18 protein-coding genes are annotated in these 24,091 nt (G+C 73.7%); 15 read left to right on the top strand and 3 right to left on the bottom strand.

All coding sequences use genetic code 11. The features are described from left to right. Positions 1-432 precede the first annotated feature (432 nt). Genes MPTA5024_RS11710 through MPTA5024_RS11690 form a run of 5 tightly spaced genes read left to right on the top strand, consistent with a single transcriptional unit; the run spans position 433 to position 6,811 of the window. Positions 433-1,854, top strand: a complete 1,422-nt coding sequence (locus tag MPTA5024_RS11710) for a class I adenylate-forming enzyme family protein (RefSeq protein WP_036322385.1) — start codon at positions 433-435, stop codon at positions 1,852-1,854. Continuing rightward, positions 1,851-3,515, top strand: coding sequence for a condensation domain-containing protein (locus MPTA5024_RS11705; RefSeq protein WP_036322383.1), 1,665 nt, complete (start codon positions 1,851-1,853; stop codon positions 3,513-3,515). Before MPTA5024_RS11710 ends, MPTA5024_RS11705 begins: the two co-directional genes overlap by 4 nt. Then, positions 3,512-4,438, top strand: coding sequence for a thiamine pyrophosphate-dependent dehydrogenase E1 component subunit alpha (locus tag MPTA5024_RS11700; protein ID WP_036322382.1), 927 nt, complete (start codon positions 3,512-3,514; stop codon positions 4,436-4,438). Before MPTA5024_RS11705 ends, MPTA5024_RS11700 begins: the two co-directional genes overlap by 4 nt. Beyond that, positions 4,429-5,433, top strand: a complete 1,005-nt coding sequence (locus MPTA5024_RS11695) for an alpha-ketoacid dehydrogenase subunit beta (protein ID WP_036322380.1) — start codon at positions 4,429-4,431, stop codon at positions 5,431-5,433. Before MPTA5024_RS11700 ends, MPTA5024_RS11695 begins: the two co-directional genes overlap by 10 nt. After that, positions 5,426-6,811, top strand: coding sequence for a 2-oxo acid dehydrogenase subunit E2 (locus tag MPTA5024_RS11690; protein ID WP_036322379.1), 1,386 nt, complete (start codon positions 5,426-5,428; stop codon positions 6,809-6,811). The genes MPTA5024_RS11695 and MPTA5024_RS11690 overlap by 8 nt, the downstream gene beginning before the upstream one ends. Before the next feature lie 96 nt (positions 6,812-6,907). Here the strand turns inward: MPTA5024_RS11690 and MPTA5024_RS11685 are convergent, their stop codons facing one another. Further along, entirely contained in the window at positions 6,908-11,860 is a 4,953-nt protein-coding gene (locus tag MPTA5024_RS11685) for an ATP-dependent helicase (protein ID WP_036322377.1), read from the bottom strand. Positions 11,861-11,977: 117 nt separating this feature from the next. Between MPTA5024_RS11685 and MPTA5024_RS11680 the strand changes: the two genes are divergently transcribed. The 7 genes from MPTA5024_RS11680 (at position 11,978) to MPTA5024_RS11650 (ending at position 16,895) form a co-directional block, all read left to right on the top strand. After that, a complete protein-coding gene (locus MPTA5024_RS11680; protein ID WP_036322375.1) occupies positions 11,978-13,312 on the top strand; it encodes a pyridoxal phosphate-dependent decarboxylase family protein in 1,335 nt (444 codons plus the stop codon). 47 nt (positions 13,313-13,359) lie between these two features. Further along, complete coding sequence (locus MPTA5024_RS11675; RefSeq protein WP_036322373.1) at positions 13,360-13,848, top strand: VOC family protein; 489 nt, start codon at positions 13,360-13,362, stop codon at positions 13,846-13,848. A 57-nt stretch (positions 13,849-13,905) separates the two neighbouring features. Next, entirely contained in the window at positions 13,906-14,100 is a 195-nt protein-coding gene (locus MPTA5024_RS11670) for a DUF3046 domain-containing protein (protein ID WP_036322371.1), read from the top strand. Positions 14,101-14,199: 99 nt separating this feature from the next. Continuing rightward, the gene (locus tag MPTA5024_RS11665) at positions 14,200-14,634 is read left to right on the top strand and encodes a hypothetical protein (RefSeq protein ID WP_036322369.1); all 435 of its coding nucleotides are present in this window, start codon (positions 14,200-14,202) and stop codon (positions 14,632-14,634) included. Continuing rightward, the gene (locus tag MPTA5024_RS11660) at positions 14,631-14,939 is read left to right on the top strand and encodes a winged helix-turn-helix domain-containing protein (RefSeq protein ID WP_036322367.1); all 309 of its coding nucleotides are present in this window, start codon (positions 14,631-14,633) and stop codon (positions 14,937-14,939) included. The genes MPTA5024_RS11665 and MPTA5024_RS11660 overlap by 4 nt, the downstream gene beginning before the upstream one ends. Further along, the gene (locus MPTA5024_RS11655; RefSeq protein WP_036322365.1) at positions 14,932-15,813 is read left to right on the top strand and encodes an ABC transporter ATP-binding protein; all 882 of its coding nucleotides are present in this window, start codon (positions 14,932-14,934) and stop codon (positions 15,811-15,813) included. Before MPTA5024_RS11660 ends, MPTA5024_RS11655 begins: the two co-directional genes overlap by 8 nt. Next, positions 15,810-16,895 carry an ABC transporter permease gene (locus MPTA5024_RS11650; protein WP_036322363.1) on the top strand — a complete coding sequence of 362 codons (1,086 nt, stop codon included), beginning with the start codon at positions 15,810-15,812 and terminating at the stop codon, positions 16,893-16,895. The genes MPTA5024_RS11655 and MPTA5024_RS11650 overlap by 4 nt, the downstream gene beginning before the upstream one ends. 72 nt (positions 16,896-16,967) lie before the next feature. Here MPTA5024_RS11650 and MPTA5024_RS11645 read toward each other — a convergent pair whose 3' ends face one another. Further along, a complete protein-coding gene (locus MPTA5024_RS11645) occupies positions 16,968-17,243 on the bottom strand; it encodes a hypothetical protein (RefSeq protein ID WP_036322361.1) in 276 nt (91 codons plus the stop codon). Positions 17,244-17,559: 316 nt separating this feature from the next. Between MPTA5024_RS11645 and recA the strand changes: the two genes are divergently transcribed. The 3 genes from recA (at position 17,560) to rny (ending at position 21,922) form a co-directional block, all read left to right on the top strand. After that, the gene (recA, locus tag MPTA5024_RS11640) at positions 17,560-18,663 is read left to right on the top strand and encodes a recombinase RecA (protein ID WP_036322359.1); all 1,104 of its coding nucleotides are present in this window, start codon (positions 17,560-17,562) and stop codon (positions 18,661-18,663) included. 8 nt (positions 18,664-18,671) lie between these two features. Continuing rightward, the gene (gene recX, locus MPTA5024_RS43405) at positions 18,672-19,976 is read left to right on the top strand and encodes a recombination regulator RecX (RefSeq protein ID WP_232326402.1); all 1,305 of its coding nucleotides are present in this window, start codon (positions 18,672-18,674) and stop codon (positions 19,974-19,976) included. A 320-nt stretch (positions 19,977-20,296) separates the two neighbouring features. After that, on the top strand, positions 20,297-21,922 hold the full coding sequence (gene rny / locus MPTA5024_RS11630) for a ribonuclease Y (RefSeq protein WP_036322354.1): 1,626 nt from the start codon (positions 20,297-20,299) through the stop codon (positions 21,920-21,922). Between the two features lie 184 nt (positions 21,923-22,106). Here rny and MPTA5024_RS11625 read toward each other — a convergent pair whose 3' ends face one another. After that, positions 22,107-23,984: a S9 family peptidase gene (locus MPTA5024_RS11625; protein WP_036322353.1), complete on the bottom strand. Its 1,878-nt coding sequence runs from the start codon at positions 23,982-23,984 to the stop codon at positions 22,107-22,109. Positions 23,985-24,091: the final 107 nt, after the last annotated feature.

Here is a 24,091-nt window from a genome sequence, read left to right as displayed (position 1 = left end):
GGTCGTCGGGCCGTACGGCGGGGCGCCGGGGCGGGATCCGGCCGGTGGCGTGCGCGTCGCGCACGTGCGGGAGCAGCGGTCGCCGTCGTCCCGGAGGAATGGAACGCCCGAGGTCGCAAGCATCCCCGCGTAGCCCCCTGTGCTCGGATGAATGCAGCTCGAAGGCCGAGGTGAGCGCCCCCGGCATAAGGTAATTGGAAAGGTTGTTTGCAGTTACCCGACGGGGTCAGTCTGGCACGGCGCCGGGCCGCTCACAACCCCTCCGGTCGTCCGGAATGCCCGGCGCGGACGGCCCTCTCGACGCCGCGACCCCCTTGTGACCCGTCATTGCAACATGCCAGACTTAGCCCGCAATTATTGGAAACATTCCTTTCAGTATTAAAGTTTCCTCCCTATTTCGGTATGTGATATTCATCCGATCTATTCGGAGTGATGATGAGGACCGCGCTGGAGGTTCCGACGCTTCCCGGCCTCCTGGCCGCCCGGGCCGCCGACGAGCCGGCGGGCGTCGCGATGATCGTCGACGGTGCCGGCGAGCTCACCTTCGGGGAGTGGGAGAAGCGGTCGGCCGCGGTGGCGTCCTCGCTGCTCGCCGCGGGGGTCGGGCCCGGCGACCGGGTCGTGCTGGTGTTCCCGGCGTCGGAGTGGATCGACTACGCGGTCACGTTCGCAGGCGTCCTCAGAGCGGGGGCGGTGGCGGTCCCGCTGTCGGACCGGACACCCGACGCCGAGATCGGACGGATCGTGGCCCACTGCGGCGCCTCGATCGTGCTGACCGACCCCGCGGCGCTCCCGCCGGGGTCCCAGCCGCCGCCCGCGCCCCCGGGGCCCGGCGCGCTCGCCCAGATCCTCTACACCTCGGGCACCACGGGGACGGCCAAGGGCGTCGCGGCGAGCCATGCCAACCTGGCCTACGGGACCCGCCTGCGGCCGCGGCACCGGGCGTTCGCGCACTCCCGCCACCTCGTCCACGCGTTCCCGATCGGGACCAACGCCGGGCAGCTCATGCTGGTCAACGCGCTCACCGCCCACCCGGCCGTGGTGACCCTGCCGCGCTTCACGCCCGGGAGGTTCGCCCGGCTCATCGAGCGGTACCGGGCGGGCACGGTGTTCCTGGTGCCCGCGATGGGCATCGAGCTGCTGAACGACCGGGGCGCCCACGACCTGTCCAGCGTGCTGCTGCTCGGCTCGGCGGCCGCCCCGCTGCCCTCCCCGGTGGCCGTCGGGCTCGGCGGGCTCTTCCCCAACGCCACGATCACGAACTACTACACCTCGACCGAGGCCGCCCCCGCCCAGACGATCATGATCTTCGACCCGGAGCGTCCCGGCTCGGTCGGCAGGGCGGCGGCGGGCGGCGACGTCCGGGTCGCCTCGCCCGCGGGCGAGGCGCTCCCTCCGGGGGAGACGGGCGAGGTGTGGATGCGCTCGCCCGCGGCGCCCCGCTCGTACTACAACGACTCCCGCGAGGGCCCGGCCGTCTTCCGCGACGGCTGGATCAGGATGGGCGACCTCGGCTACCTCGACGAGGAGGGCTACCTCTACCTGGTCGACCGCGAGAGCGACGTGATCAAGTCGGGGGCGTTCAAGGTGTCCACGCTCAAGGTGGAGGACGCGCTGCACGCCCACCCCGCCGTGGTCGAGGCTGCCGCGTACGGCGTGCCCCACCCCGTGCTCGGCATGACCGTCACCGCGGCCGTCGTCCTGCGGGAGGAGGCCTCCGCCGCCGACCTGCGGGCGTTCCTGTCCGGGCGGCTCGCCCCGCACGAGATCCCGGCCGACGTCGTGACGCTCGACGCCCTGCCGCGCAACCGGGGCGGCAAGGTGGACAAACGGGCCCTGCGGGGGCGCGCGTGACCGACCCCTCTCCGGCGTCGTTCGCCCAGGTCGGCATGTGGATCACCGAGCGCATGGGCCGGGCCGGCTCGGCGTACCACATGCCGCTGGTGATCACACTCGACGGCGTGCTGGACGCGTGCGGGCTCATCCAGGCGTGCGAGGCGCTTCTCCGGCGGCACCCCGTGCTGTCCACCGCGATCCAGGAGCGCGACGGCATCCCGGTCGAGGTGCCCGGCGCCCGCCCCGCCATCAGGGTCACCGCCGCCGACGACCTCGACGCGCTGGTCCGGGAGGAGACCCTGCGGCCGTTCGACGTCGAGCGGGGCCCGCTGGCCCGGTTCCGGCTGGCCCGGCTGTCGGCCACCCGGCACGCGCTCGTCGTCGTGGCCCACCACCTGGTCTTCGACGGCGAGTCCAAGGACGTCCTCGTCCGCGACCTCGCCGCCCTGTACAACGGCCGGGCCCTGCGGCGGCTCGACCGGTCGTACGCCGACCACGCGGCGGCCGAGCGCGAGCGGGTCGCGGCCGACCTCGGCGCGGCGCGCGCCTACTGGAGCGCCCGCTGGCGGGAGCCCGGCGAGGTCAGGATCCCCGGTCTCGACCCCTCCGCGCTCACGCGGGGCGCGGGCGAGGGCGCCGTCCACACGTTCGCCGGGCGGATGCCCGACGTGCCGGGCGCCTCCCGGTTCGAGGTGTTCCTCGCGTCCGTGCACGCCCTGCTGTTCGCGTACGGCAACGAGGCTCCGGTGTGCGCCGTCGACGTCTCGACCCGCACACCGGAGTTCCGGGACCACATCGGCCTGTTCGTCAACGAGCTCCCGGTCTGGTCGTCGCCGTCTCCGGAGACGACGGTGGCCGGGCTCGCGGTCCGGCTCCACGACGACCTGCGGGAGCTGTACCGGTTCCGGCCGGTGCCGCTCGCCCGGGCCGTCCGTGGGCTGCGGCCCCGCACGGCCCTCGCGCCGGTCTCGGTGAGCTACCGGAGGCGGCGGGAGGAGTCCGAGCCCGCCTTCTCCGATCTGCGCGCGAAGGTCGACTGGGCGGTGTTCAACCACGCCGTCCGCAGCGCGCTGCACCTCCAGGCGGTCGACGGCCCCGAGGGCCTGACCGTGGTCATGCAGTACAGCTCCCACGCCCTCTCGGGTGTCGCCCAGATAGCGGAGGACCTCAAAGCCATCATGACGAATCCAGACATTGTTCTCGGGGAGATCTCGACGGGCGGCGCCGGGCCGGCGACCCTGGCCGACGAGATCAGGGCGATCTGGCAGGAGGTGCTCGGCATCGACGAGGTCGGCGACGACGAGGACCTGTTCGATCTCGGCGGCCACTCCCTGACCATCACGCAGATCATCGCCCGCATGCGCAAGCGGCTGGGCATCGAGGTGCCGCTCGACGTGTTCTTCGACACGCCGACGATCAGCGGTGTGCTGGAGTCCATCGGCGCGGACCCGGTCGCTCCGGCTCACGCGGTGCAGGCCGGGGACGGGCCCGCTCAGGCTCACGCGGTGCAGGCCGGGGACGGGCCCGCTCAGGCTCACGCGGTGCAGGCCGGGGACGGGCCCGCTCAGGCTCACGCGGTGCAGGCCGGGGACGGGCCCGCTCCGGCTCACGCGTCCGGAGTCGCGCACGCGGCGGAGGCCGGGGACCCGGCCGGCTCGGCCGCGGGCAGCGGCCGGTGACCGAGCCGTCGGTCGCCCTGGCCGGCTCCACGCTGCCGGCCGGCGACGACCTCGACCTGCTGCTGCTCATCAGGCACTTCGAGCTGGCGCTGCTCGACCTGTTCGGGCGCGGCGAGCTCAACGGGACGACGCACACGTGCCTGGGCCAGGAGTACGTGCCGGTGGCGCTGCGGGGGCTGCTCGGCGAGGCCGACCACGTCTTCAGCAACCACCGGGGGCACGGCCACTACCTCGCCCGCTTCCGGGACCCGGCCGGGCTGCTCGCCGAGATCATGGGCCGCGAGGGGGCGGTCTGCCGCGGGGTCGGGGGCAGCCAGCACATCCTGCGCGACCGCTACGTCTCCACTGGCGTGCAGGGCGAGAGCCTCCCGGTCGCGACGGGGGTCGCGCTGCACCTCAAGCGGACCTCTCCAGGGGCCCTGGCCTGTGTGTTCATCGGCGACGGCACCTGGGGTGAGGGCGCGGTCTACGAGGCGCTGAACCTCGCGGCGCTCTGGCGGCTGCCGCTGCTGGTGGTCGTGGAGCACAACGGGATCGCCCAGTCCACCGCGACCGCCCGCCAGATGTCCGGCACCGTACGGGCCCGGGCGCAGGCATTCGGGTGCCGCCACCACGGGGTGGAGACCTCGGACGTGGCGGCCATCCGCCGCGAGCTCGCCCCGCTGGTCGCCGAGGTCCGGTTCGAGGGACAGCCGCTGGTCGTCGAGTTCGCCACCCACCGGCTCGGCCCGCACAGCAAGGGCGACGACACCCGGCCCCCTGAGGTCGTGCGACAGGCCGAGGCGAACGACTGGTACCGGCGGTACGCCGAGGCGGACCCCGCCCGGTTCGGCGCGGCCGACCGGGCCCAGCGTGAGCGGGTGGCGGCCGTCGTCGCCGAGGTCGCCGCCCGGCCCCCGGCGAGGTGGGACCCGTGCGCGTAGCGGAGAACCTCAACGCCGCCCTGCACGCGGTGCTCGAGGCCGACCCCTCGGCGTACGTGATCGGGGAGGACATCACCGACCCGTACGGCGGCGCCTTCAAGATCACCAAAGGGCTGTCGAGCCGGTTCCCCGACCGGGTGCTGGGGACGCCGATCAGCGAGTCGGGGATCACCGGGCTGGCCGCAGGGCTCGCCCTGTGCGGCGACGCGGCGATCGTCGAGATCATGTTCGGCGACTTCGTGGCGCTCGCGTTCGACCAGATCGTCAACTTCGCCGCCAAGTCCGTCTCGATGTACGGCTCCCACGTGCCGATGCGGATGGTCGTGCGGTGCCCGTCAGGGGGCGGCCGCGGGTACGGCCCCACGCACAGCCAGAGCCTGCAGAAGCACTTCGTCGGCGTGCCCGGGCTGTCGGTGTACGAGATGTCGCCCCTGCACGACAACCGCGTCGTGCTGGAGGAGATGCTGGCCGCCGGCCGGCCGTCGGTGTTCTTCGAGGACAAGGTCCTCTACACGCGGCGGATGCACGACGTGGGGGACCTGTTCCTCCACGACCACCTGGCGGGGTCCGGCGGGGCGGCGAGCGCGGCCCGGGTGTTCCTCGAGGACCCGGAGGCCGCGGACTGCGTGATCATCGCCCCCGGCGGGATGGTGGAGCGTGCGGTGGGCGCGATGCGCCGGCTGCTGCTGGAGCAGGAGGTGAGCTGCACACTCGTCGTGCCGTCCCGGCTCCACCCCTTCGACGTCGAGCCGCTGCTGCCGTCGCTGCGCCGGGCGCGGGCCGTGCTCGTCGCCGAGGAGAGCACGGCGGGCGGCACATGGGGGAGCGAGGTCGCCCACCGGATCCACGCCCTCCTGTGGCGGGACCTGCGGCGGCCGGTGACGCTCGTCCACTCGGCCGACAGCGTGATCCCCACCGCCCTCCACCTGGAGCGGAGCGTCCTCGTGCAGGAGTCCACGATCCACGACGCGGTGCTGGAGGCCCTGCGTGACTGACATCCGGGTGCCGAAGCTCAACAACAACGACACCTCGTACGTCCTGGTCGAATGGGTGGCGGAGGACGGCGGTGCGGTCGCCTCCGGCGACCCGGTCGCCGTCCTGGAGACCTCCAAGGCCACCGAGGAACTGGTGGCCGAGGAGGACGGCTACCTCTGGCGGGTGCTGCCCCTCAACGCCGACTGCGCCCCCGGCGACCTGATCGCCCGTCTCACCGCCGACGCCACCCCGCCGGCCGACGCCCTGTCCGCGGATGCCGCGACCGGTGCCGGCTCCCCTGTTGATGCCGCGACCGGCATCGGATCGCCTGTCGACGCCGCGACCGGTGTCACCCCGACCGCCCACGCCGCGACCGGCATCGGCTCGCCTGTCCGCGTCGCGACCGGTGCTACCTCGCCTGGGCAGGCCGTGACCGGCGCGGGCTCACTGGAGACGACGGGCGCGGCGCCCGTGGACGCGCCGGATCCGGTGGTCACGGCTCCCGCGCGCGCTCTGATCGAGGAACTGGGCATCGCCCCCGCCGAGTTGCGCGCGCTCGGCGTCCCCGTGGTCCGCCGGGCCGACGTCGAGCGCCTGGCCGCGGCCCGCCTCGCCCCCACCGGGGACGGGGGCCGGACCGGACAGGCGGGGGACGCCGGGCCCGGCGACGACGGGCGGCCCGGCGGCGCCGGGTGGCGGCCGTCCTCCGGCGGCGCGAGCGGTACGCCCCACGAGCTGTCCCGGGTGCAGCGGGCGGTGGCGCGGGCCGTGCGGGCCTCGCATGAGACGATCCCGGCGGCGTACACGGTCATGCGGATCGACGTCGGGGACGCGCTCGCGCTCGCGGCCCGGCTGACGCGCGGGGTCCGGCGGCCGGTCGGCCTGCCCGAGCTGGTGACCTGCGCGGTCGCCCGCCTGCACGCGGCCTTCCCCCTGCTGTACGCCACGCTCGCGGACGAGCGGACGGCGCTGCTTCCCGACGCCCCGCACATCGGGGTCACGATGGACGCCGGGGCCGGGCTGTTCGTGCCGGTCGTCCATGATGCCGCCCGCCGGTCGCTGAAGGAGGTGGCGGCGCGGCTCATGGAGTACCGCCTCGCCGCCGCCACCGGCGACTTCCGGGAGGACGACCTGGCGGGGGCCAACATCGTCGTCACCCTGCACCACGACGGCGACGTCACGCTCGCGATCCCGCTGATCTTCCCCGGCCACGCCTGCGCCCTGGCCGTCGCCTCCCCGCAGGAGGTCCTCCAGTTGCGCGGCGGCGAGGTCGTCGGCCGGACGTACGCGAACATCGGCCTCGCCTACGACCACCGCCTCGTCAACGGACGCGACGCCGCCCTCTACCTCCGGGCCCTCAAGGACCTCCTCGAGGACCCCGAGAGCACGTTCGCCTGACCGCCCACGGCGGCTCGTCCGGACCGACCGCGGCGCCCAAGCCGCACGGGCTCGCGGGCCGTGAGTGGCCGCAGCGGTCACGGGAACCGCGGAGGCTCAGCCGCGGATGCGCAGGCCGCGGGGAGTGGGGTGGAACCCGGCGGCCTCCAGGGCGGCGGCGAGCGGCGACTCGGTGATGGCCGCGCCGTCCGCGCGCTCGACCGTGAGCTTGCCGAGGGCGCCCCGCCGGACGGCGACGGCCAGCGACTCGACCGCGGGCCGCAGGTCGTCCTCCTCCCCGAACGACAGCAGGGTCTTGCCGCCGCGCTCGACATAGAGCACGAGCCGTCCCTCGACCAGGACCACCAGGGCGCCCGCCTTGCGCCCCGGCTTGTGCGTCACGTCGTCGTCCCGGTCGGGCCACGGGAGGGCCGCGCCGTAGGGGTTGGCGGGGTCGGTCGCCGCGAGGACGACGGTGCGCTTGGGCGGGGTGGCCGCAGGCAGGGCCCAGATGTCCTCCTGCGGCGGCGCGCCGCCCGGTGCCATCGCCCGCATGCGGTCCACCGCGCCGGGCAGGGCGAACTGGGCGCCGCCGAGCCCTTCGACGAAGTAGCCGCGCCGGCACCGGCCGCTCTCCTCGAACGCGCGGAGCACCTGGTAGACCGAGGAGAAGCCGCCGGGGATGCGTTCGGAGGTGATCCCGCCCCTGGTCAGCACGCCGTGCCGTTCGAGCAGGACCTCCGCCTGGGCGTGGGCCCGCTGTGTGCCGTCCGGCGAGGGGGCGGGCAGCAGCCACCAGCGGCCGCTGACCGTGGGCGGACCGCTCCGCGTGGGCAGGACGGCACGGCGGCGGCGGGTCGTGGGCGGACGGTGGGCGGGCCGCCCCGTCCCGAGGATCGAGCGCAGGGGCGCGAGCGTGTCGCCGGTGACGCGGCCGGCCCAGACCAGGTCCCACAGCGCGGCGGCCAGCACGGTGTCGTCCGGGACCGCGGACGGCACCCCGGGCACCGGCGACGGGGCGGCCGAGCCGAGGATCCGGGCACGGCGGGCCAGCGAGGCGCCGGGACCGGGAGCGGCACCGCCCTGGCCGTCGCCACGACGGTCGTCCGGGCCGGGCTCCGCGCCGAGACGGTCGTCGCGGGCGGCGAGCGCGGCCACGCGGTTGGACAGCTCGCGGAAGAAGAGCGCGCCGCCGCCGCCCAGGACCTCCAGCACCTGCTCGTGCAGGGGCGTCATGGTGATCTCGGACGGCGTGGGCATCAGCAGGGGAGCGGTGTCGGCGAACAGCAGGGACACCCAGCCGTCGCCGCCCGGCAGCGAGCCCTGCCCGGCCCAGAGGACCTCGCCCGAGGAGGTCAGCTCGTCGAGCAGCGCGGGCGTGTAGCCCGGGACCCGGCTCGGCAGCACGAGCGACTCCAGGGCCGAGGCCGGGACGGCGGCGCCCTGCAGGCGCTCGATGGCGCTGATCAGCACGTCCAGCGCCCGGCCGGTCCCGGCGGACCCGTGCGCGGCCGGGCCGCCCTGACCGGTGGGGCCGGAAGCACGGGCCGTGGGGGACTCGCCGGTGACGGTCGTGGGCGTGACGCCGTGCCAGGCGGGCAGGAACGCGGCCAGCGTCTCGTGCGGGACCGGCTCGACCTCCTTGCGGAGCCGGGCCAGCGACCTGCGCCGCAGCATCCGCAGCACACCGGCGTCGCACCACTCCTCGCCCCGCCCGCCGGGCCGGAACTCGCCGGAGACGACGCGGCCCGCCGACGCCAGGCGCCGCAGGGCGTCCTCCACGACGGACACGCCCACGCCGAACCGCGTGGCCGCGCCACCCGGGGAGAACGGCCCCCGCGTGCGCGCGTGCCGGGCGACCAGGTCGCCCAGGGGATCGGCGGCGACGGACCGCCGCCCGGAGGCGCCGGCCGCCGGGGACTCCAGGAACTCCTGCGGCACGCCCACCGGCAGCGGGACGCCGAGCGCGTCGCGCAGCCGCCAGGCGTCCTCGACCGCCGCCCACTGCTCGTGGCCGGCGATCCGCACCCGGACGGCTCTGCGGGCCCGTTCCAGGCCGGCCAGCCAGGCCGGGTCGCCCTCGCGGATCAAGACGTCCTCCGCGAGCAGCGGGCCGTGGGAGCGCAGCAGGTCGGCCAGGTCCTCGGCGTCGCGCAGCGGCCGGTCCAGCCGGGCCAGCTCCCGCTCGGCCTCGGCGACCACGTCGGGATCGAGCAGCTCGCGCAGGTCGGCCTGGCCGAGCAGCTCCGCGAGGAGCGCGGTGTCGAGGGCGAGGGCCTGCGCCCGGCGCTCGGCGAGGGGCGCGTCGCCCTCGTACATGAACGCGCCGATGTAGGAGAACAGCAGCGAGGCCGCGAACGGCGAGGGCTGCGAGGTCTCCACCTCGACCACCCGCACCCGCCGGGCCGCCACGTCGCGCATGAGCCGGACCAGCCCCGGGACGTCGAACACGTCCTGCAGGCACTCCCGCATGGTCTCCAGCACGACCGGGAACCCGCCGTAGCCGCTGGCGACGCCGAGCAGGTGCGCGGCCCGCTGGCGCTGCTGCCACAGCGGGGTGCGCCTGCCGGGGTTGCGGCGCGGCAGCAGCAGCGCCCGGCCGGCGCACTCGCGGAACCGGGCCGCGAACAGCGCCGAGCCGCCCAGCTCCTCGGTGACGATCTGTTCGATCTCCTCGGCGTCGAAGGCGGCCACGTCGGTCGGCGCGTCCTCCAGCGTGTCGGGGATGCGCAGCACGATCCCGTCGTCGGAGTGGATCGCCTGCACGTCGACGCCGTACCGCTCGCGCAGCCGCCGCCCGATGGCGAGGGCCCACGGCGCGTGCACCCGTCCCCCGTACGGCGAGTGGATGACGACCCGCCAGTCGCCCAGCTCGTCGTGGAAGCGCTCGACCACGAGCGTGCGGTCGTCGGGGACGTATCCGGTCGCCTCGCGCTGCTCCGCCAGGTAGGACAGCAGGTTGCCGGTCGCGAACTCGTCGAGCCCGGCGGCCCGCACCCGCGACCGGGCGGCCTCCCCGTCGCCCCGGCCGCCGGCGCCCGCGGCCGACAGCTCACGCAGGAAGGCGCCGATGGCCCGGCCCAGCTCGGCCGGGCGGCCGACACTGTCGCCGTGCCAGAACGGCAGCTTGCCCGGCTGCCCGGGAGCGGGGGAGACGAGCACCCGGTCGGCCGTGATGTCCTCGATCCGCCAGGATGTCGCGCCCAGCACGAACACGTCCCCGACCCGGGACTCGTAGACCATCTCCTCGTCGAGCTCGCCCACCCGGGAGGACTTCTCGCCGACCAGGAACACCCCGAACAGGCCGCGGTCGGGAATCGTGCCGCCGTTGGTCACCGCCAGACGCTGGGCGCCCGGCCGCCCCCGCAGCGTGCCCGTGACCCGGTCCCACACGACGCGCGGCCGCAGCTCGGCGAACTCCTCGCTCGGATAGCGGCCGGCCAGCATGTCGAGGGTCGCCTCTAGGGCGCTGCGCGGCAGCGTGGCGTACGGCGCGGCCCGGCGCACCACCTCCTCCAGCGCGTCGACCGTCCACTCGTCGAGGGCCGTCATCGCGACGATCTGCTGGGCCAGCACGTCGAGGGGGTTGCGGGGGTAGCGCAGCTCCTCGATCTGCCCCGAGCGCATGCGCTCGGCGACGACGGCGGTCTGGACGAGGTCGCCGCGGTACTTGGGGAAGATCACGCCCCGGGAGACCGCGCCCACCTGGTGCCCGGCGCGGCCGATGCGCTGCAGCCCGCTGGCGACGCTGGGCGGCGCCTCCACGCAGGCCACCAGGTCGACCGAGCCCATGTCGATGCCCAGCTCGAGGCTGGAGGTGGCGACCACCGCGGGCAGGCGGCCGGACTTCAGCGCCTCCTCGATCTGCGACCGCTCCTCCTTCGACACCGAGCCGTGGTGGGCCCGCACCACCTCGGGGACGACGCCCCCGGACGCGCCCGCCTGGGCCATCAGCTCGGCCGGCGTGGGAGCGGCCCCGCCCTCCCGCTGGGCCGACCACTGGGCGTGGAGCTCCTCGAACGCGGCCGACCACTGCGCGGGCTCGCCCGTCGACGGGCCGTCCCCGGGCGGCGGGGCGGCGCGCCGCTCCCAGGCCAGCTCGTTGAGGCGGGTGCACAGCCGCTCCGACAGCCGCCGGGAGTTGGCGAACACGATGGTCGAGCGGTGTGTCTCGATGAGGTCGAGCAGGTGCTCCTCGACGTGGGGCCAGATGCTCCGCCGGTGCTCCGACGGCGCGCCGCCCTCGCCGGGCGGCGGCGGGGCCAGTTCGGTCATGTCCTCGACCGGGACCACGACGTCGACCTCGATGACCTTCTCCGAGGGCGGCTGGACCACGGTCGCCGGCCGCGGGCCGCCGAGGAACGCGGCCACCTCCGCGACCGGGCGCACGGTGGCCGACAGGCCGATGCGCTGGGCGGGCTCGGGCAGCATCGCGTCGAGCCGCTCCAAGGTGAGCGCGAGGTGCGCCCCCCGCTTGGTGGCGGCAACCGCGTGGACCTCGTCGACGATCACCGTCTCGACGCCGCGCAGCGCCTCCCTGGCCTGCGAGGTGAGGATGAGGAACAGCGACTCGGGCGTGGTGATCAGGATGTCGGACGGCCTGGCGGCGAAGCGGCGCCGTTCCTCGGCCGCCGTGTCGCCCGAGCGGATCGCCACCGAGATGTCCGGAGCCGGCAGGCCCATGCGCAGGGCCGTCTGCCGGATGCCGGTGAGCGGGGCGCGCAGGTTCCGCTCGACGTCGACCGCGAGCGCCTTGAGGGGCGAGACGTACACCACCCGGCACAGCCGCTCGGGAGCCTTCTCGCCACGGCGGCGGCGCGCCCGGTCGACCTCGTCGTCCGGCACCGCCGCGGCGGCCGCGTGCTCGACCGCGAGCCTGTCGATGGCCCACAGGAACGCGGCCAGCGTCTTGCCGGAGCCCGTGGGCGCCACGACCAGCGTGTTCTCCCTGCGGGCGATCGCCGACCAGGCGCCCTCCTGTGCCGCCGTGGGCGCGGCGAACGCGCCGGCGAACCACTCCCTGGTCACCGGGCTGAATCCCTCGAGCGCGCCCACCCGCCCATAATGCATCCGCCCACCGACAGAAACGCCCCGCCCGCCGTCCGGGGCCAGGCGCGGGCGTCATCGAGCCGAGGGGCTTTTGCTGCCGTTTACCGGGTTTACCCGATTTATCCTCATACTTGCCCGGTGCACTACTATGACGAGCGGCTGACGGACCTGGTCTTCTCGTACATGAGGGACCGCCTGGCCATGGATCCCGTCCCCCTGGACCACCCCGGCGTCAAGGACAAGCTCGACGCGGCGCTGGCGGGGCTCATCACCGCGGAGGGCCACGACCCCGCGAAGGTCCTGGAGGTCTACGCCGACCAGCTCGCCCCGGCCGTGATCTCGGCGGACAGCCCCCGCTTCCTGTCGTTCATCCCGGCGGCCCCGACCAAGGCGGCGCTGCTGTTCGACATGGTGGTCTCGTGCGCCTCGCTGCAGGGCATCTCCTGGCTGGAGGCGTCCGGCGCCATCGCGGCGGAGAACCAGGTGCTGCGCCTGATCGCCGACAAGGCGGGCATGCCGGCCTCGGCAGGCGGCTGCTTCGTCTCGGGCGGCAGCGCCGCCAACCTGTCCGCTCTCGTCGTCGCCCGCGACACGGCCCGCCGGACGCGGCCCGGGCTCGGCGTCCCAAGAGTCGCCGTCAGCGACCAGGCGCACTCCTCGATCATCAACACGCTGAACATCATCGGCGCGGAGGCCCTCGTCGTGCCCACGACCGGCCACCGCCTGACCGGGGAGGCGCTGCGGGCCGCGCTGGAGGCCGACGGCGGACGCGACGTGATCGCCGTCGTGGCGACCTGCGGCACCACCAACGCGGGGATCGTCGACGACCTGGCGGGCGTCGCCGAGGTCGCCCGCGAGCGCGACCTGTGGTTCCACGTCGACGGCGCGTACGGCGGGGCCGGGCTGTTCGCCCCCTCCGTACGGGACCTGTACGCGGGGATCGAGCACGCGGACTCGTTCGTGGTCGACCCGCACAAGTGGCTGTTCGCGCCCTTCGACTGCGCCGCGCTGCTGTACCGCGAGCCCCGCCTGGCCAGGGCCGTCCACACCCAGGACGCCTCCTACCTCGACGTCCTCCACACGGAGGAGGACGAGTGGAACCCCACCGACTACGCGTACCACCTGACGAGGCGGGCGCGCGGGCTGCCGCTGTGGTTCTCGCTCGCCGTCCACGGCGTCGACGCGTACGCCGAGGCGATCGAGAAGGGGATCGAGCTGGCGCGGCGCGCCGCCGCCCTCGTCAGGGGCAGCGAGCACCTCGAACTGGTCGTGGAGCCCACGCTCTCGGTCGTCCTGTTCCGGCGGAAGGGCTGGCAGGCGGACGACTACCACCGCTGGTCCCAGCGGCTGCTGGCGGGACAGATCGGGTTCGTCACGCCCACGGGCTGGGAGGGGGAGACGGTGGCCCGGTTCGCCTTCCTCCACCCCGGCACGACGGTCGAGATCGTCGAGGAGATCCTGGCGACGATGTGAGGCCCCCCATGGCTCGATGCGGGGGTGATGGGACAAGCTTGCGAAGTATGGAAATTGATTACGCGGCCATCGAGTCGGAGCGCGCGCGCATCCGCGAGCGCTATCTGAGCGAGCGCCGTGCCGAGAGCAGCGCTCGGGGCCTGCACCACTTCGCGCTGATCTCGTCGGACGTCGAGCGCACCATCCGCTTCTACCACGAGCTCCTCGAGTTCCCCCTGACCGAGATCTTCGAGAACCGCGACTACCGGGGCTCCAACCACTTCTTCTTCGACATCGGGAACGGCAACCTGCTGGCGTTCTTCGACCTCCCCGGCCTCGACCTGGAGCCGTACAAAGAGGTCCTGGGCGGGCTCCACCACATCGCGATCTCGGTCGACCGGCCGACGTGGGAACGGCTGCGGGGCAAGCTCGACGCCGCGGGCGTGCCGTACCAGGAGGAGAGCGGGGCCTCCGTCTACTTCCGCGACCCCGACGGCGCGCGCCTCGAACTGCTCGCCGACCCTCTCGGGGAGATGTACGGCACCCGTGTCATGTGAGCTCGTGCCGGTTCTCGCCCCGGACGGACCGCTCCGGGGCGAGGCCATACTTGACGCATGCGCCTGACCGACTTCTGGAACCGGATGCGCCGCCACTTCGGCGAGGCGTACGCGGAGTCGTGGGCGAAGGACTACGTCATCGCCGGCCTCGGCGGCCGGACCGTCGAGCAGGCCCTCGCCGAGGGCGTGGCGGCCAAGCAGGTCTGGCAGGCCGTCTGCCAGGAGGTCGACGTGGATCCCCGCCTCCGCTGAACCCCCATCCCCTGTCCGGGCCGCTTCCGCGCGCTCAATCACTTGAATGGCAGTTGAGTAGTTGCTAGCGTATTGAGTGCTTGAGAGTGGAGGAAGCGTATGAACGCGGAAGAACGGCTCTCTCCGGACCAGGCCCTGCGCGAGATCGGACGGGTGGACGAGCGGGTCCGGCACTCCTCACGCGGACCCGGCTGGATGTTCCTCATCGTCGGGGTCGCCACGATGGGCTACTGGCCCGCGATGTTCCTCGGCCGCCAGCCGGTCCCGGCGATCGCCGGAGGCGCGTGGGTGCTGCTCACGATCCTCATCACCGTCTACTGGTACCGGCGCCGCGTCCACGACCGGCTCGTGGCGCGCCTGAACGGCCCGCTGACCGCGGCGTACACGATCACGATGATGGCCGCGTTCGCGTTCGGGGTGTTCCTCCTGCCCGACCACCCGGCCCCCGTGTGGGTGACCGCGCTGGTCGCGGTGTCCGTGGTGGCGGGGCTTCCCCTGGTGTGGGGCGCGTGGCGGCTGCTGGCGAGCCGATGACCACCCATCCCCGGCACGAGCTCGACGACCTGATCCACGCGCCGGTCCGCCTGTCGATCATGGCCGCTCTGGCGGCGTCCGAGAAGGCCGACTTCCGCTTCCTGCGCGACACGATCGAGGTCAGCGACTCCCTGCTGTCCAAGCACATCCTCACCCTGGAGGAGGCCGGCTACGTCCGCGTGGACAAGACCTTCGTCGGCAAGCGGGCCCGCACCTGGCTCTCGCTGACCGCCGCCGGACGCGCCGCCTTCGACACCTACCTGCAGGTTCTTCGACGCATCACCGAAGGGACCCCCGGTGCTTGAGATCGACGGCCTCCGCAAACGCTACGGCGACACGACCGCCCTCGACGGGGTCGGCTTCGCCGTACGGCCGGGGGAGATGTTCGGCTTCGTCGGCGCGAACGGCGCCGGGAAGACGACCACGATGCGGATCGTGATGGGCGTCCTGCGCGCCGACTCCGGCGAGGTACGGCGCGACGGGCGGCCCCTGACGTACGAGGACCGCCGCCGGTTCGGCTACATGCCAGAGGAGCGGGGCCTGTACCAGAAGATGAAGGTCGCCGAGCAGGTCGAGTACTTCGGCCGCCTGCACGGGCTCGCCCCCGTCGCCGCCAGGAAGGCCGCGGGCGGGCTGCTCGAACGGCTCGGCCTCGCCGGACGCCGCGACGACGCTGTGGAGGCGCTGTCGCTCGGCAACCAGCAGCGGGTGCAGCTCGCCGTCGCGCTGGTGCACGGCCCGTCGGCGCTCGTCCTCGACGAGCCGTTCTCGGGCCTCGACCCGCTCGCCGTCGACGCCCTGGCCGAGGTGCTGAAGGACCAGGCGGCGTCCGGGGTGCCGGTGATCTTCTCCAGCCACCAGCTCGACCTCGTGGAACGGCTGTGCGACTCGGTCGGCATCATCTCCGCCGGCCGCATGGTCGCCTGCGGCCCCGTCGAGGAGCTGAGGGACGCCGGGGGCCGGGGACCGCTGACCGTCGTCGTGCGGGACGCGCCCCCGGGCTGGGCGGACGGCCTGCCCGGCCGGCTCACGCGGGAGGGCGACCGGCAGGTGCTGGTCAGCGAGGACGACGGCGACGACCAGGCGGTCCTGCGGGCCGCCGTGCGCGCGGGACGGGTGGAGCACTTCGGCCGCCGGCGGCCGACGCTCGCGGAGATCTTCAGGGAGGCGGTCGCGTGAACACGCTGGTGCTGGTGGCGGGGCGCGAGATCCGCACGCGCATCAGGACGAGGTCGTACATCGTCAGCCTGGCGATCAGCGCGCTGCTGGTCGTCGCGGTCGCGTTCGCCCCGAAGGTCTTCGGCGGCCCCGACACGTACGACGTGGGCGTGGTCGGGACGGCTCCGGCCGCCGGCGCGCAGGTGAAATACCGGACGTACCCGGACGAGGCCGCGGTGCGGAAGGCCGTACTCGACGGGGACGTGGACGCGGCGCTCGTCGACGACCGCACGGTGGTGGCCCGCGGCGAGCTCGACGCGAAGCTCGGCCTGCTGCTGGAGAGCGCCCACCGCGACGCCAGGATCCGCGCGTCCGGCATCGAGGTCACCCCGCTGGCCGTGCGGTCGATCGGGCCGGACGCCCGTTACCAGGGGGTGCGGACGGGCATCGCGACCCTGCTCGTCATGGTGCTGTTCTTCCTGCTCATCTACTCGTCCATGTTCGTCGCCATGGGCGTGGTCGAGGAGAAGGGCAGCCGCATCGTCGAGATCCTGCTGACCGCCGTCCGGCCGTGGCAGCTGCTCGGCGGGAAGATCGTCGGGCTGGGCGCGCTGGGCCTGATCAACCTCGGCGTCGTCATCGCGGCCGGGCTCGCCGCGGCCTCGGCGACGGGCCTGGCGGCCGACCTCCCGCCCGGCATGGCCGGGATCGTGGCGGGAGCGGTCGCGTGGTTCGTCCTCGGGTACGCCTTCTTCTCGGCGCTGGCCGCGGCCTTCGGCTCGCTGGTGTCCCGGCAGGAGGAGCTCAACAGCGTGCTCACCCCGATGACCATGCTGATGACGCTGACCTATGTCGTGGCGTACCTGGCCGCCGTCCAGCCCACGGGAACGCTCGCACGGGTGCTGTCGCTCGTCCCGCCGTTCTCGTCGATGGTCATGCCGGTGCGCGCGGCCGCCGTCGACGTGCCGGTCGCGGAGACGGCCGTGGCCGCCGTCCTCATGCTCGTCGCGGTGGCCGCCGTCCTGCTGGCCGGCGCCCGCGTGTACGAGCGGGCCGTCCTGCGCACGGGGGCGAGGGTGCGGCTGGCCGACGCCATCCGCTGAGGGGCGCCCGGGAACGGCGGCCGGGAGCGGCGACCGGGCGGGGTGTCCGGCGAGCTCGGTCGGGCGGGCGTGTCAGACGGGCTGTGAGAGCTGTTTGCGGATCGTCTCGGCGGTGAGCCCGGGCTCCTCGACGCTCTCCTGCCCGTCAGGCGACCACAGGAAGGTCCAGCCCTCGCGCGACGGCGACGCGAAGACGATCGTCTGCCTCCTCGTGCGCGGGTGCCAGACCCACAGCACGGGGTCGTCGGCGCCCACGAGGCGGCCGGCGAGCCCGCGCTCGGGGAGCCGTGCCGCGAGGGCTTCGAGGTATGCGCGGCGCTCGCGGCCGTACGCGCTGGTCCCCGTCACGTCGCCGCCTTCACGTGGAGATCCGGCTTTGGTACAAGGATCGCCGCAGGTCAACGGGCTGACAACCATGTGCGGGTAAGGCCCGGGAATGTAACGCCGGGGTGCGGTCCGCCTTCCGGCGGCGCCACCCGCGTGGCGGATGGGGCTTTCGAGGTGTGATCGAACAGCCGTTCGGCTATATTGGAGTGGTCGCCGCCGGGGTGCGGCCGTTCCCGGTCGCCCTCGTCCACAGCGACGCGAAAGCCCGGGAAAATGTCGGTGGCACCCCGTAGCTTTTCGGTGACCGAGAAGACGACGACCCTCCAGGGGGCACCCAATGGCAATCAACGACCGCGAGAAGGCCCTTGAGACCGCCCTCGCACAGATCGAGCGGCAGTTCGGCAAGGGCTCCGTCATGCGTCTCGGAGACGACGCGCGTGCCCCGATCGAGGTCATCCCCACCGGTTCGATCGCTCTCGACGTCGCCCTGGGCATCGGCGGCTATCCCCGCGGCAGGATCGTCGAGGTGTACGGCCCCGAGTCCTCCGGCAAGACGACGGTCGCCCTGCACGCCGTGGCCAACGCCCAGAAGGGCGGCGGCATCGCCGCGTTCATCGACGCCGAACACGCCCTCGACCCCGAGTACGCCAAGAAGCTGGGCGTCGACGTCGACGCGTTGCTCGTCTCCCAGCCGGACACCGGTGAGCAGGCGCTTGAGATCGCGGACATGCTGATCCGCTCCGGCGCCGTCGACATCATCGTGATCGACTCGGTGGCGGCCCTCGTGCCGAAGGCCGAGATCGAGGGCGAGATGGGCGACAGCCACGTCGGTCTCCAGGCCCGCCTCATGTCGCAGGCGCTGCGCAAGATCGCCGGTGCGCTGAACCAGACCCGGACCACCGCCATCTTCATCAACCAGCTCCGCGAGAAGATCGGCGTCATGTTCGGAAGCCCCGAGACCACCACGGGTGGCAAGGCGCTGAAGTTCTACGCGTCGGTGCGGCTTGACGCGCGCAGGATCGAGACGCTCAAGGACGGCACCGAGCCGGTCGGCAACCGCACCCGGGTGAAGGTCGTCAAGAACAAGATGGCCCCGCCCTTCCGCCAGGCCGACTTCGACATCCTGTACGGCATCGGCATCTCCCGCGAGGGCGGCCTGATCGACATGGGCGTCGAGCACGGCTTCGTCCGCAAGGCCGGCGCCTGGTACACGTACGAGGGCGACCAGCTCGGGCAGGGCAAGGAGAACGCCCGCACCTTCCTCAAGAACAACCCCGACATCGCCAACGAGATCGAGAAGAAGATCAAGGAGAAGCTGGGGGTCGGGCCGCGGCTCGACGCTCCCAGCGAGCCGCCGGCCGCCGCCCCTGCCGCGCCCGCCGCACCGGCCTCCGGCCGTGGCTCGAAGGCCGCCGCCGCGCCCAAGCCCGGTGACGTCTGATCGCTGCCATGAGGCGCGACGACACCTCCGGTCCCGGCGACGAGCCGGGATCGGGGGACTGGACGTCAGGCCCCTGGAGTCCGGCTGACCCGGGCCCCGCTCCCTCCCTGTGGGACGGCGAGCCCTCCGCCCCTGAGCACGGCGACCGTCACGCCGATGCGGTGTGGCCACAGCCCGATGCCGGCCCGCCCCCACCGGGCCGCGACGAGGCCCGGCCCACCCTCGACGCGCTCCGGGAGCAGATCCGCAGGCATGAGAGGGGCGAAGCCGGCTCCGACGTTGCCGGCTCGGCCGGCCGGGCGACCGCCCCCGGCGCCGGTAGGGAATTCGGGGCCGGCGCCCGCTCGGGCCGCCGTCGGAGGGACTCCTCCGCGCGCGCCCGGCGGTGGCCGCAGGACGGGTACACCGGCGACCGCGATTCCGCCGGCGCTCCCGAGGGCGCGGACCCCGCATGGTTCGCCGGCGGCCCGGGAGAGAGCCCAGGCACGGGCGGGCGCCGCGGCGGACGGCCCGGCTGGTCGCCCGATGAGGCGCTGCCCGATGCCCTGCTCGGCCGGGATCCGGATCCTGAGTCGGGTCGCGGCCGGGGACGTCGTGGCCGGCGGCCGGAATGGTCGCCGGAGTCGTCGGGAGATCCGGAGTCGGACCGAGGACGGCGAGACGGCCGGTCCGGGTGGTCACCGTCTTTTGCGGGAGATCCGGAGTCGTCGGGAGATCCGGTGTCGGGTCGCGGCCTGGGACGTCGCGGCCGGCGGTCAGGGTGGCTGCCGGACGGGCCCCAGGAGGGGTCTCCGGCGGCGCAGGGGCAGGACGCCGACCCCGAGTCGGTGGCCAGGGCGATCTGCCTCAGGCTGCTGACGATGGCCCCCAGGACACGGGCCCAGCTCGCCGACGCCCTGCGCAAGCGGGAGGTCCCCGAGGAGGCCGCCCAGGCCGTGCTGGAGAGGTTCTCCGAAGTAGGGCTCATCGACGACGAGGCGTTCGCCGCCGCCTGGGTCAGCTCACGCCACGCCGGCCGTGGCCTGGCCCGCCGCGCGCTCGCCCAGGAGTTGCGGCATCGCGGGGTGGACGAGGAGACGGTGAAGGACGCGGTCGGACAGCTCGACCCTGAGCAGGAGGTCGAGACCGCCCGCGCGCTCGTGGCCAAGAAGCTCGCCTCGACTCGGGGGGCCGACCCCCGGGCCCGCACCCGGAAGCTGGTCGGCATGCTCGCCCGCAAGGGCTACGCGCCGGGTCTGGCGTTCCGCGTGGTCCGCGAGGCGCTGGAGGCCGAGGGCGTCGAATCGGATGACCTTCCCGACGACTTCGGATGACCGCGACATGGCCGGAGCGGGCGAGGGATCCGGAGACCCGACCCCGGCAAAAGTCGCTTGACAGACCATCTTTGCTTGCTCGTTACCTCTCTGACGCTTAATCTCGACCGCAGTGAGGAGTTACTCCGCGCAGCGCGGTTTCCCATAACGGTGAACGACGGACGAAAGATCTTGATCGGCCTCCGGGCCGGATCGGTCGCCTGTGAGGGCGGCCGGGGATTTGGGCGATATTTGTCCTGGTGACGCCACCGGGTGGTGCCGTGCTGCGCGCGTGACCCCTCGTCTGGAGATGTGTCTGAGGCGAGAGGGGTGGAGCGAGCATGAACACGATCGTGATCGTTCTGGCGGTTGCGGTGGTGCTGCTGGCTCTCGTGGCGATCGCCGCCCTTGTGATAGTGGTCCGCCGCACCGGCGGCATGACCATGCCCGCCGGCCCCTCACCCGAGCAGCTGGCCGAGGTCAAGGCCGGAGTCAACGAGGAGCTGGAGCGGGCCCGGCGCGAGGCCGAGGAGATCCGGACCAAGGCGGAGCACGACGCGGGGGAGCTCCTCAAGAAGTCGGAGGGTCTGGCCGAGGGCGCCGCGCTGATGCGCAAGGAGGTCGAGGAGGAGTCCCGCATCCTCAAGAGCGAGCTCAAGGAGCTCAGGTCCGACCTCGAACGCCGGGAGAACCGCCTGGCCGAGCGCGAGCAGCGGCTCGACGAGGAGGCCCGCAGGCAGGTCGAACGCGCCCGCAAGCTCGCCGAGACGGAGACCGAGCTCGCCGACCGGCGTGAGGAGCTGGAACGGGTCGCCGAGCGGCGCCAGGAGATCCTCCAGCGGGTGGCGGGTCTCACCGCCGAGCAGGCGAAGGGCGAGCTGGTCAAGGAGATCGAGAACCAGGCCAAGCGCGAGGCCGCGCTGATCGTCCGCGAGATCGAGAGCGAGGCCCGCAAGGAGGGCGAGAAGCGCGCCTGCAAGATCGTCACCCTGGCCGTCCAGCGGGTCGCGACGGAGCAGACGGCCGAGTCGGTGGTCAGCGTGCTCCACCTGCCGGGCGACGAGATGAAGGGCCGGATCATCGGCCGCGAGGGCCGCAACATCCGCGCCTTCGAGTCCACGACCGGCGTCAACCTCATCATCGACGACACGCCCGAGGCGGTGCTGCTGTCCTGCTTCGACCCGGTACGACGGGAGACGGCCCGCCTCACGCTGGAGAAGCTCGTCCTCGACGGCCGGATCCACCCCCAGCGCATCGAGGAGGCGTACGAGCGGAGCAAGGCCGAGGTGCGCGACCTGTGCGTGCGCGCGGGCGAGGACGCCCTGGTCGAGCTGGGGATCACGGAGATGCACCCCGAGCTGGTGACGCTGCTGGGCCAGCTCCGCTACCGCACCTCCTACGGGCAGAACGTGCTCAAGCATCTCATCGAGTCCGCGCACATCGCCGGGATCATGGCTTCGGAGCTGCGGCTCGACCGCGACCTCGTGAAGCGGTGCGCGCTGCTGCACGACATCGGCAAGGCGCTCACCCACGAGGTGGAGGGCAGCCACGCCATGATCGGCGCGGAGATCGCCCGCCGGTACGGCGAGCACGAGGACGTCGTCCACGCCATCGAGGCCCACCACAACGAGGTCGAGGTCCGGACGGTGGAGGCCGTCCTCACCCAGGCCGCCGACGCCATCAGCGGCAGCCGCCCGGGCGCCCGGCGCGAGTCGCTCGAGGCGTACGTGAAGCGGCTGGAGCGGCTGGAGGAGATCGCCCAGTCGTACGACGGGGTCGACAAGGTCTTCGCGATGCAGGCCGGCCGCGAGATCCGCGTCATGGTCCGTCCCGACTCGGTGGACGACATCCAGGCGCAGGTCATCGCCCGGGACGTGGCCAAGCAGGTCGAGGAGGAGCTCACCTACCCCGGACAGATCAGGATCACCGTGGTCAGGGAGTCGCGGGCCACCGAGTTCGCCCGCTGACCGGCCGGCAGGCCGCGCCCCTGTGGCGCCCCTGCCGGGCCCCTGCCGGGCCGACCCCGCGTCCCTGCGCCCCGCGTCGCGCGACGGTGCGCCGCCGCCCCGCTGTCGTCCCACTGCCCGTGTATGCCGCGGGCGTGGGCCCGCACCCTGCGTCTCGCCGGCTGGGCCCGCGGCGCGGCGGAGGCTACTGGAACAGCTGCAGGTAGAAGGCGAGCTCGGCGGCGAGGGCGGCGCTCTTCGTCTCGACGCGCCGGAACGCGTGCCCCTCGCCCTCGAACGCCAGATACGTGCACGGCACGCCCCGGGCCGACAGCCGGTCGGCGAACGCCTCGGCCTGGGCGGGCGGGACCACGGGGTCGGCGAGCCCCTGGAGCAGCAGCATCGGGCAGGAGATCCGGTCGGCCGCGGCCAGCGGCTCGCGGGAGCCGTACAGGAGCTCGGGGCCGACCAGCCAGTCCACGTACCGCGACTCGAAGTCGTGCGTCGCCGCCACGAGAGGCGCGAGCGCGCTGATCCCGGAGATCGACACCCCTCCGGCGAACACGTCCGACGCCGCGCAGGCGGCCATGACGGTCCAGCCGCCCGCGCTGGCACCCCGCACGGCGACGCGGCGGGGGTCGGCCAGTCCCTCCGCGACGAGCCATCCGGCGGCGGCGACCACGTCCTCGACGTCGGCCACGCCCCACTGGCCGCGCAGCCGCTCCCGGTAGGCGCGGCCGAACCCGGTGGACCCGCCGTAGTTCACGTCGATCACGCCGATGCCCCGGCTGGTGAAGAACGCCTTCTCCAGGCTCATCTCGGTCGTCACGTGCGCGGTCGGCCCGCCGTGCGCGAAGACGACGTACGGCGCGGGGGTCTCCGCCGGCCGCCCGGGCGCCCGCGGCGGGTACACGTACACGTGGACCCGGCGGCCGAGGGCGCCCTCGATCTCGACGGCCCGGGGGACGGGCAGGTACCCGACGTCGGGAAGCTCCGGCACCTCGCGCCGCAGCCCCTCGACCCGCCCGGTGACCACGTCGACCCGGACCACCGACCGCGGCACGTCCGGGCCGTACCCGACGCCCACGAGCGTCGTCCCGTCCGCGTCGAGCGCGGTCAGCCAGCCCTCGTACGGCACGTCGAGGTCGGTGAGGGTGCCCGCCTCGGGGTCGAGGACGCCCAGGCGCAGGTCGCCCCGGCCGTGCAGGACCGCGAGCCGCCCGTCCTCCAGCACCGTGTACGGCCGGCCGCCGAGCTGCCACAACGGCCCGGCGAACTCCTCCTCCGCGGGGAAGAGAGCCTGGGGGGCGGTGCCGAAGATCCCGATGTGGTAGAGGTTCCACCAGCCCGACCAGTCGGAGACCAGGTAGAGGTGGCGGTCGTCGCGCCAGGCCGGGGCGAGGACCGACTCCGACGTGCCGCCCTTGATCGTCCAGGACGCGCCGTCGGAGATCTTCGTGATCCGCACCTCGGAGCCCGTCCAGGGCATGCGGGGGTGGTTCCAGCAGACGTACGCAACGTGCTCGCCGTCCGGCGAGACGGCGGGCGAGGCGTAGAAGTCGGCTCCGGACACCCGCTCGACGACCTCCCCGGCGAGGGACACGGAGACGATCGACCGGATCACCTTGCCGCCGTCGTGATGGCGCTCCTGCACGCACCACACCTGCGGGCCGTCCGGGCTGCGGTACGGCAGCAGGTCGGCGTAGCGCAGGCCGCAGGGGCGGTCGGGCTCGGGGGTGAGGGGCCGGGGCTCGGCGCCCGGCTCGGCGAGGTACAGCCGCTGGTCGGCGAAGTTCGCGAAGACGAGGCCGTGGCCGGGGACGACGGCGTACGACCGCCCGCCGTACTCGTGCACCCGGCTCCGGGCGTCCCACGGCGCGGCGATCACCTCGCTCCGCGCGCCGTCGGGGGCCCGGTGGACGACGGTCCGCCGGCCGCCCTCCGCGGGCCGGCTCTCCTCCCACCAGACCTCCTGGCCCAGGACGGTCGGGAAGCCCAGGTCCAGCCCCGAGCGCGCCACGTCCGAGGTGGAGATCGGCGAAGGCCACGGAGACCACGGCGTCGGGCCGTGCGTGGGGGACATGACGGCATCCTGCCCGAAGAGCGCGTCCGCGCGGGGCAGATTCCCGCCAACGGACGCCGGAACTCAGGGGGCCGCCGGGGCAGGGCCGACTGATCAGCGGCCGTGAG

Origin of the sequence: Microbispora sp. ATCC PTA-5024, assembly GCF_000511135.2 — a bacterium.
Classification (GTDB): Bacteria; Actinomycetota; Actinomycetes; order Streptosporangiales; family Streptosporangiaceae; genus Microbispora; species Microbispora corallina.
The sequence above is the reverse complement of the archived record's forward strand: the minus strand, read 5'-3'. Positions and strand labels throughout refer to the sequence as shown.

Bases quoted from the DNA above. Each gene is read 5' to 3' on its own strand.
- MPTA5024_RS11675 (WP_036322373.1), top strand. From the start codon at position 13,360: ATGGAAATTGATTACGCGGCCATCGAGTCGGAGCGCGCGCGCATCCGC.
- MPTA5024_RS11660 (WP_036322367.1), top strand. From the start codon at position 14,631: ATGACCACCCATCCCCGGCACGAGCTCGACGACCTGATCCACGCGCCG.
- recX (WP_232326402.1), top strand. From the start codon at position 18,672: ATGAGGCGCGACGACACCTCCGGTCCCGGCGACGAGCCGGGATCGGGG.
- rny (WP_036322354.1), top strand. From the start codon at position 20,297: ATGAACACGATCGTGATCGTTCTGGCGGTTGCGGTGGTGCTGCTGGCT.
- recA (WP_036322359.1), top strand. From the start codon at position 17,560: ATGGCAATCAACGACCGCGAGAAGGCCCTTGAGACCGCCCTCGCACAG.
- MPTA5024_RS11625 (WP_036322353.1), bottom strand. From the start codon at position 23,984: ATGTCCCCCACGCACGGCCCGACGCCGTGGTCTCCGTGGCCTTCGCCG.
- MPTA5024_RS11665 (WP_036322369.1), top strand. From the start codon at position 14,200: ATGAACGCGGAAGAACGGCTCTCTCCGGACCAGGCCCTGCGCGAGATC.
- MPTA5024_RS11710 (WP_036322385.1), top strand. From the start codon at position 433: ATGATGAGGACCGCGCTGGAGGTTCCGACGCTTCCCGGCCTCCTGGCC.
- MPTA5024_RS11685 (WP_036322377.1), bottom strand. From the start codon at position 11,860: ATGCATTATGGGCGGGTGGGCGCGCTCGAGGGATTCAGCCCGGTGACC.
- MPTA5024_RS11670 (WP_036322371.1), top strand. From the start codon at position 13,906: ATGCGCCTGACCGACTTCTGGAACCGGATGCGCCGCCACTTCGGCGAG.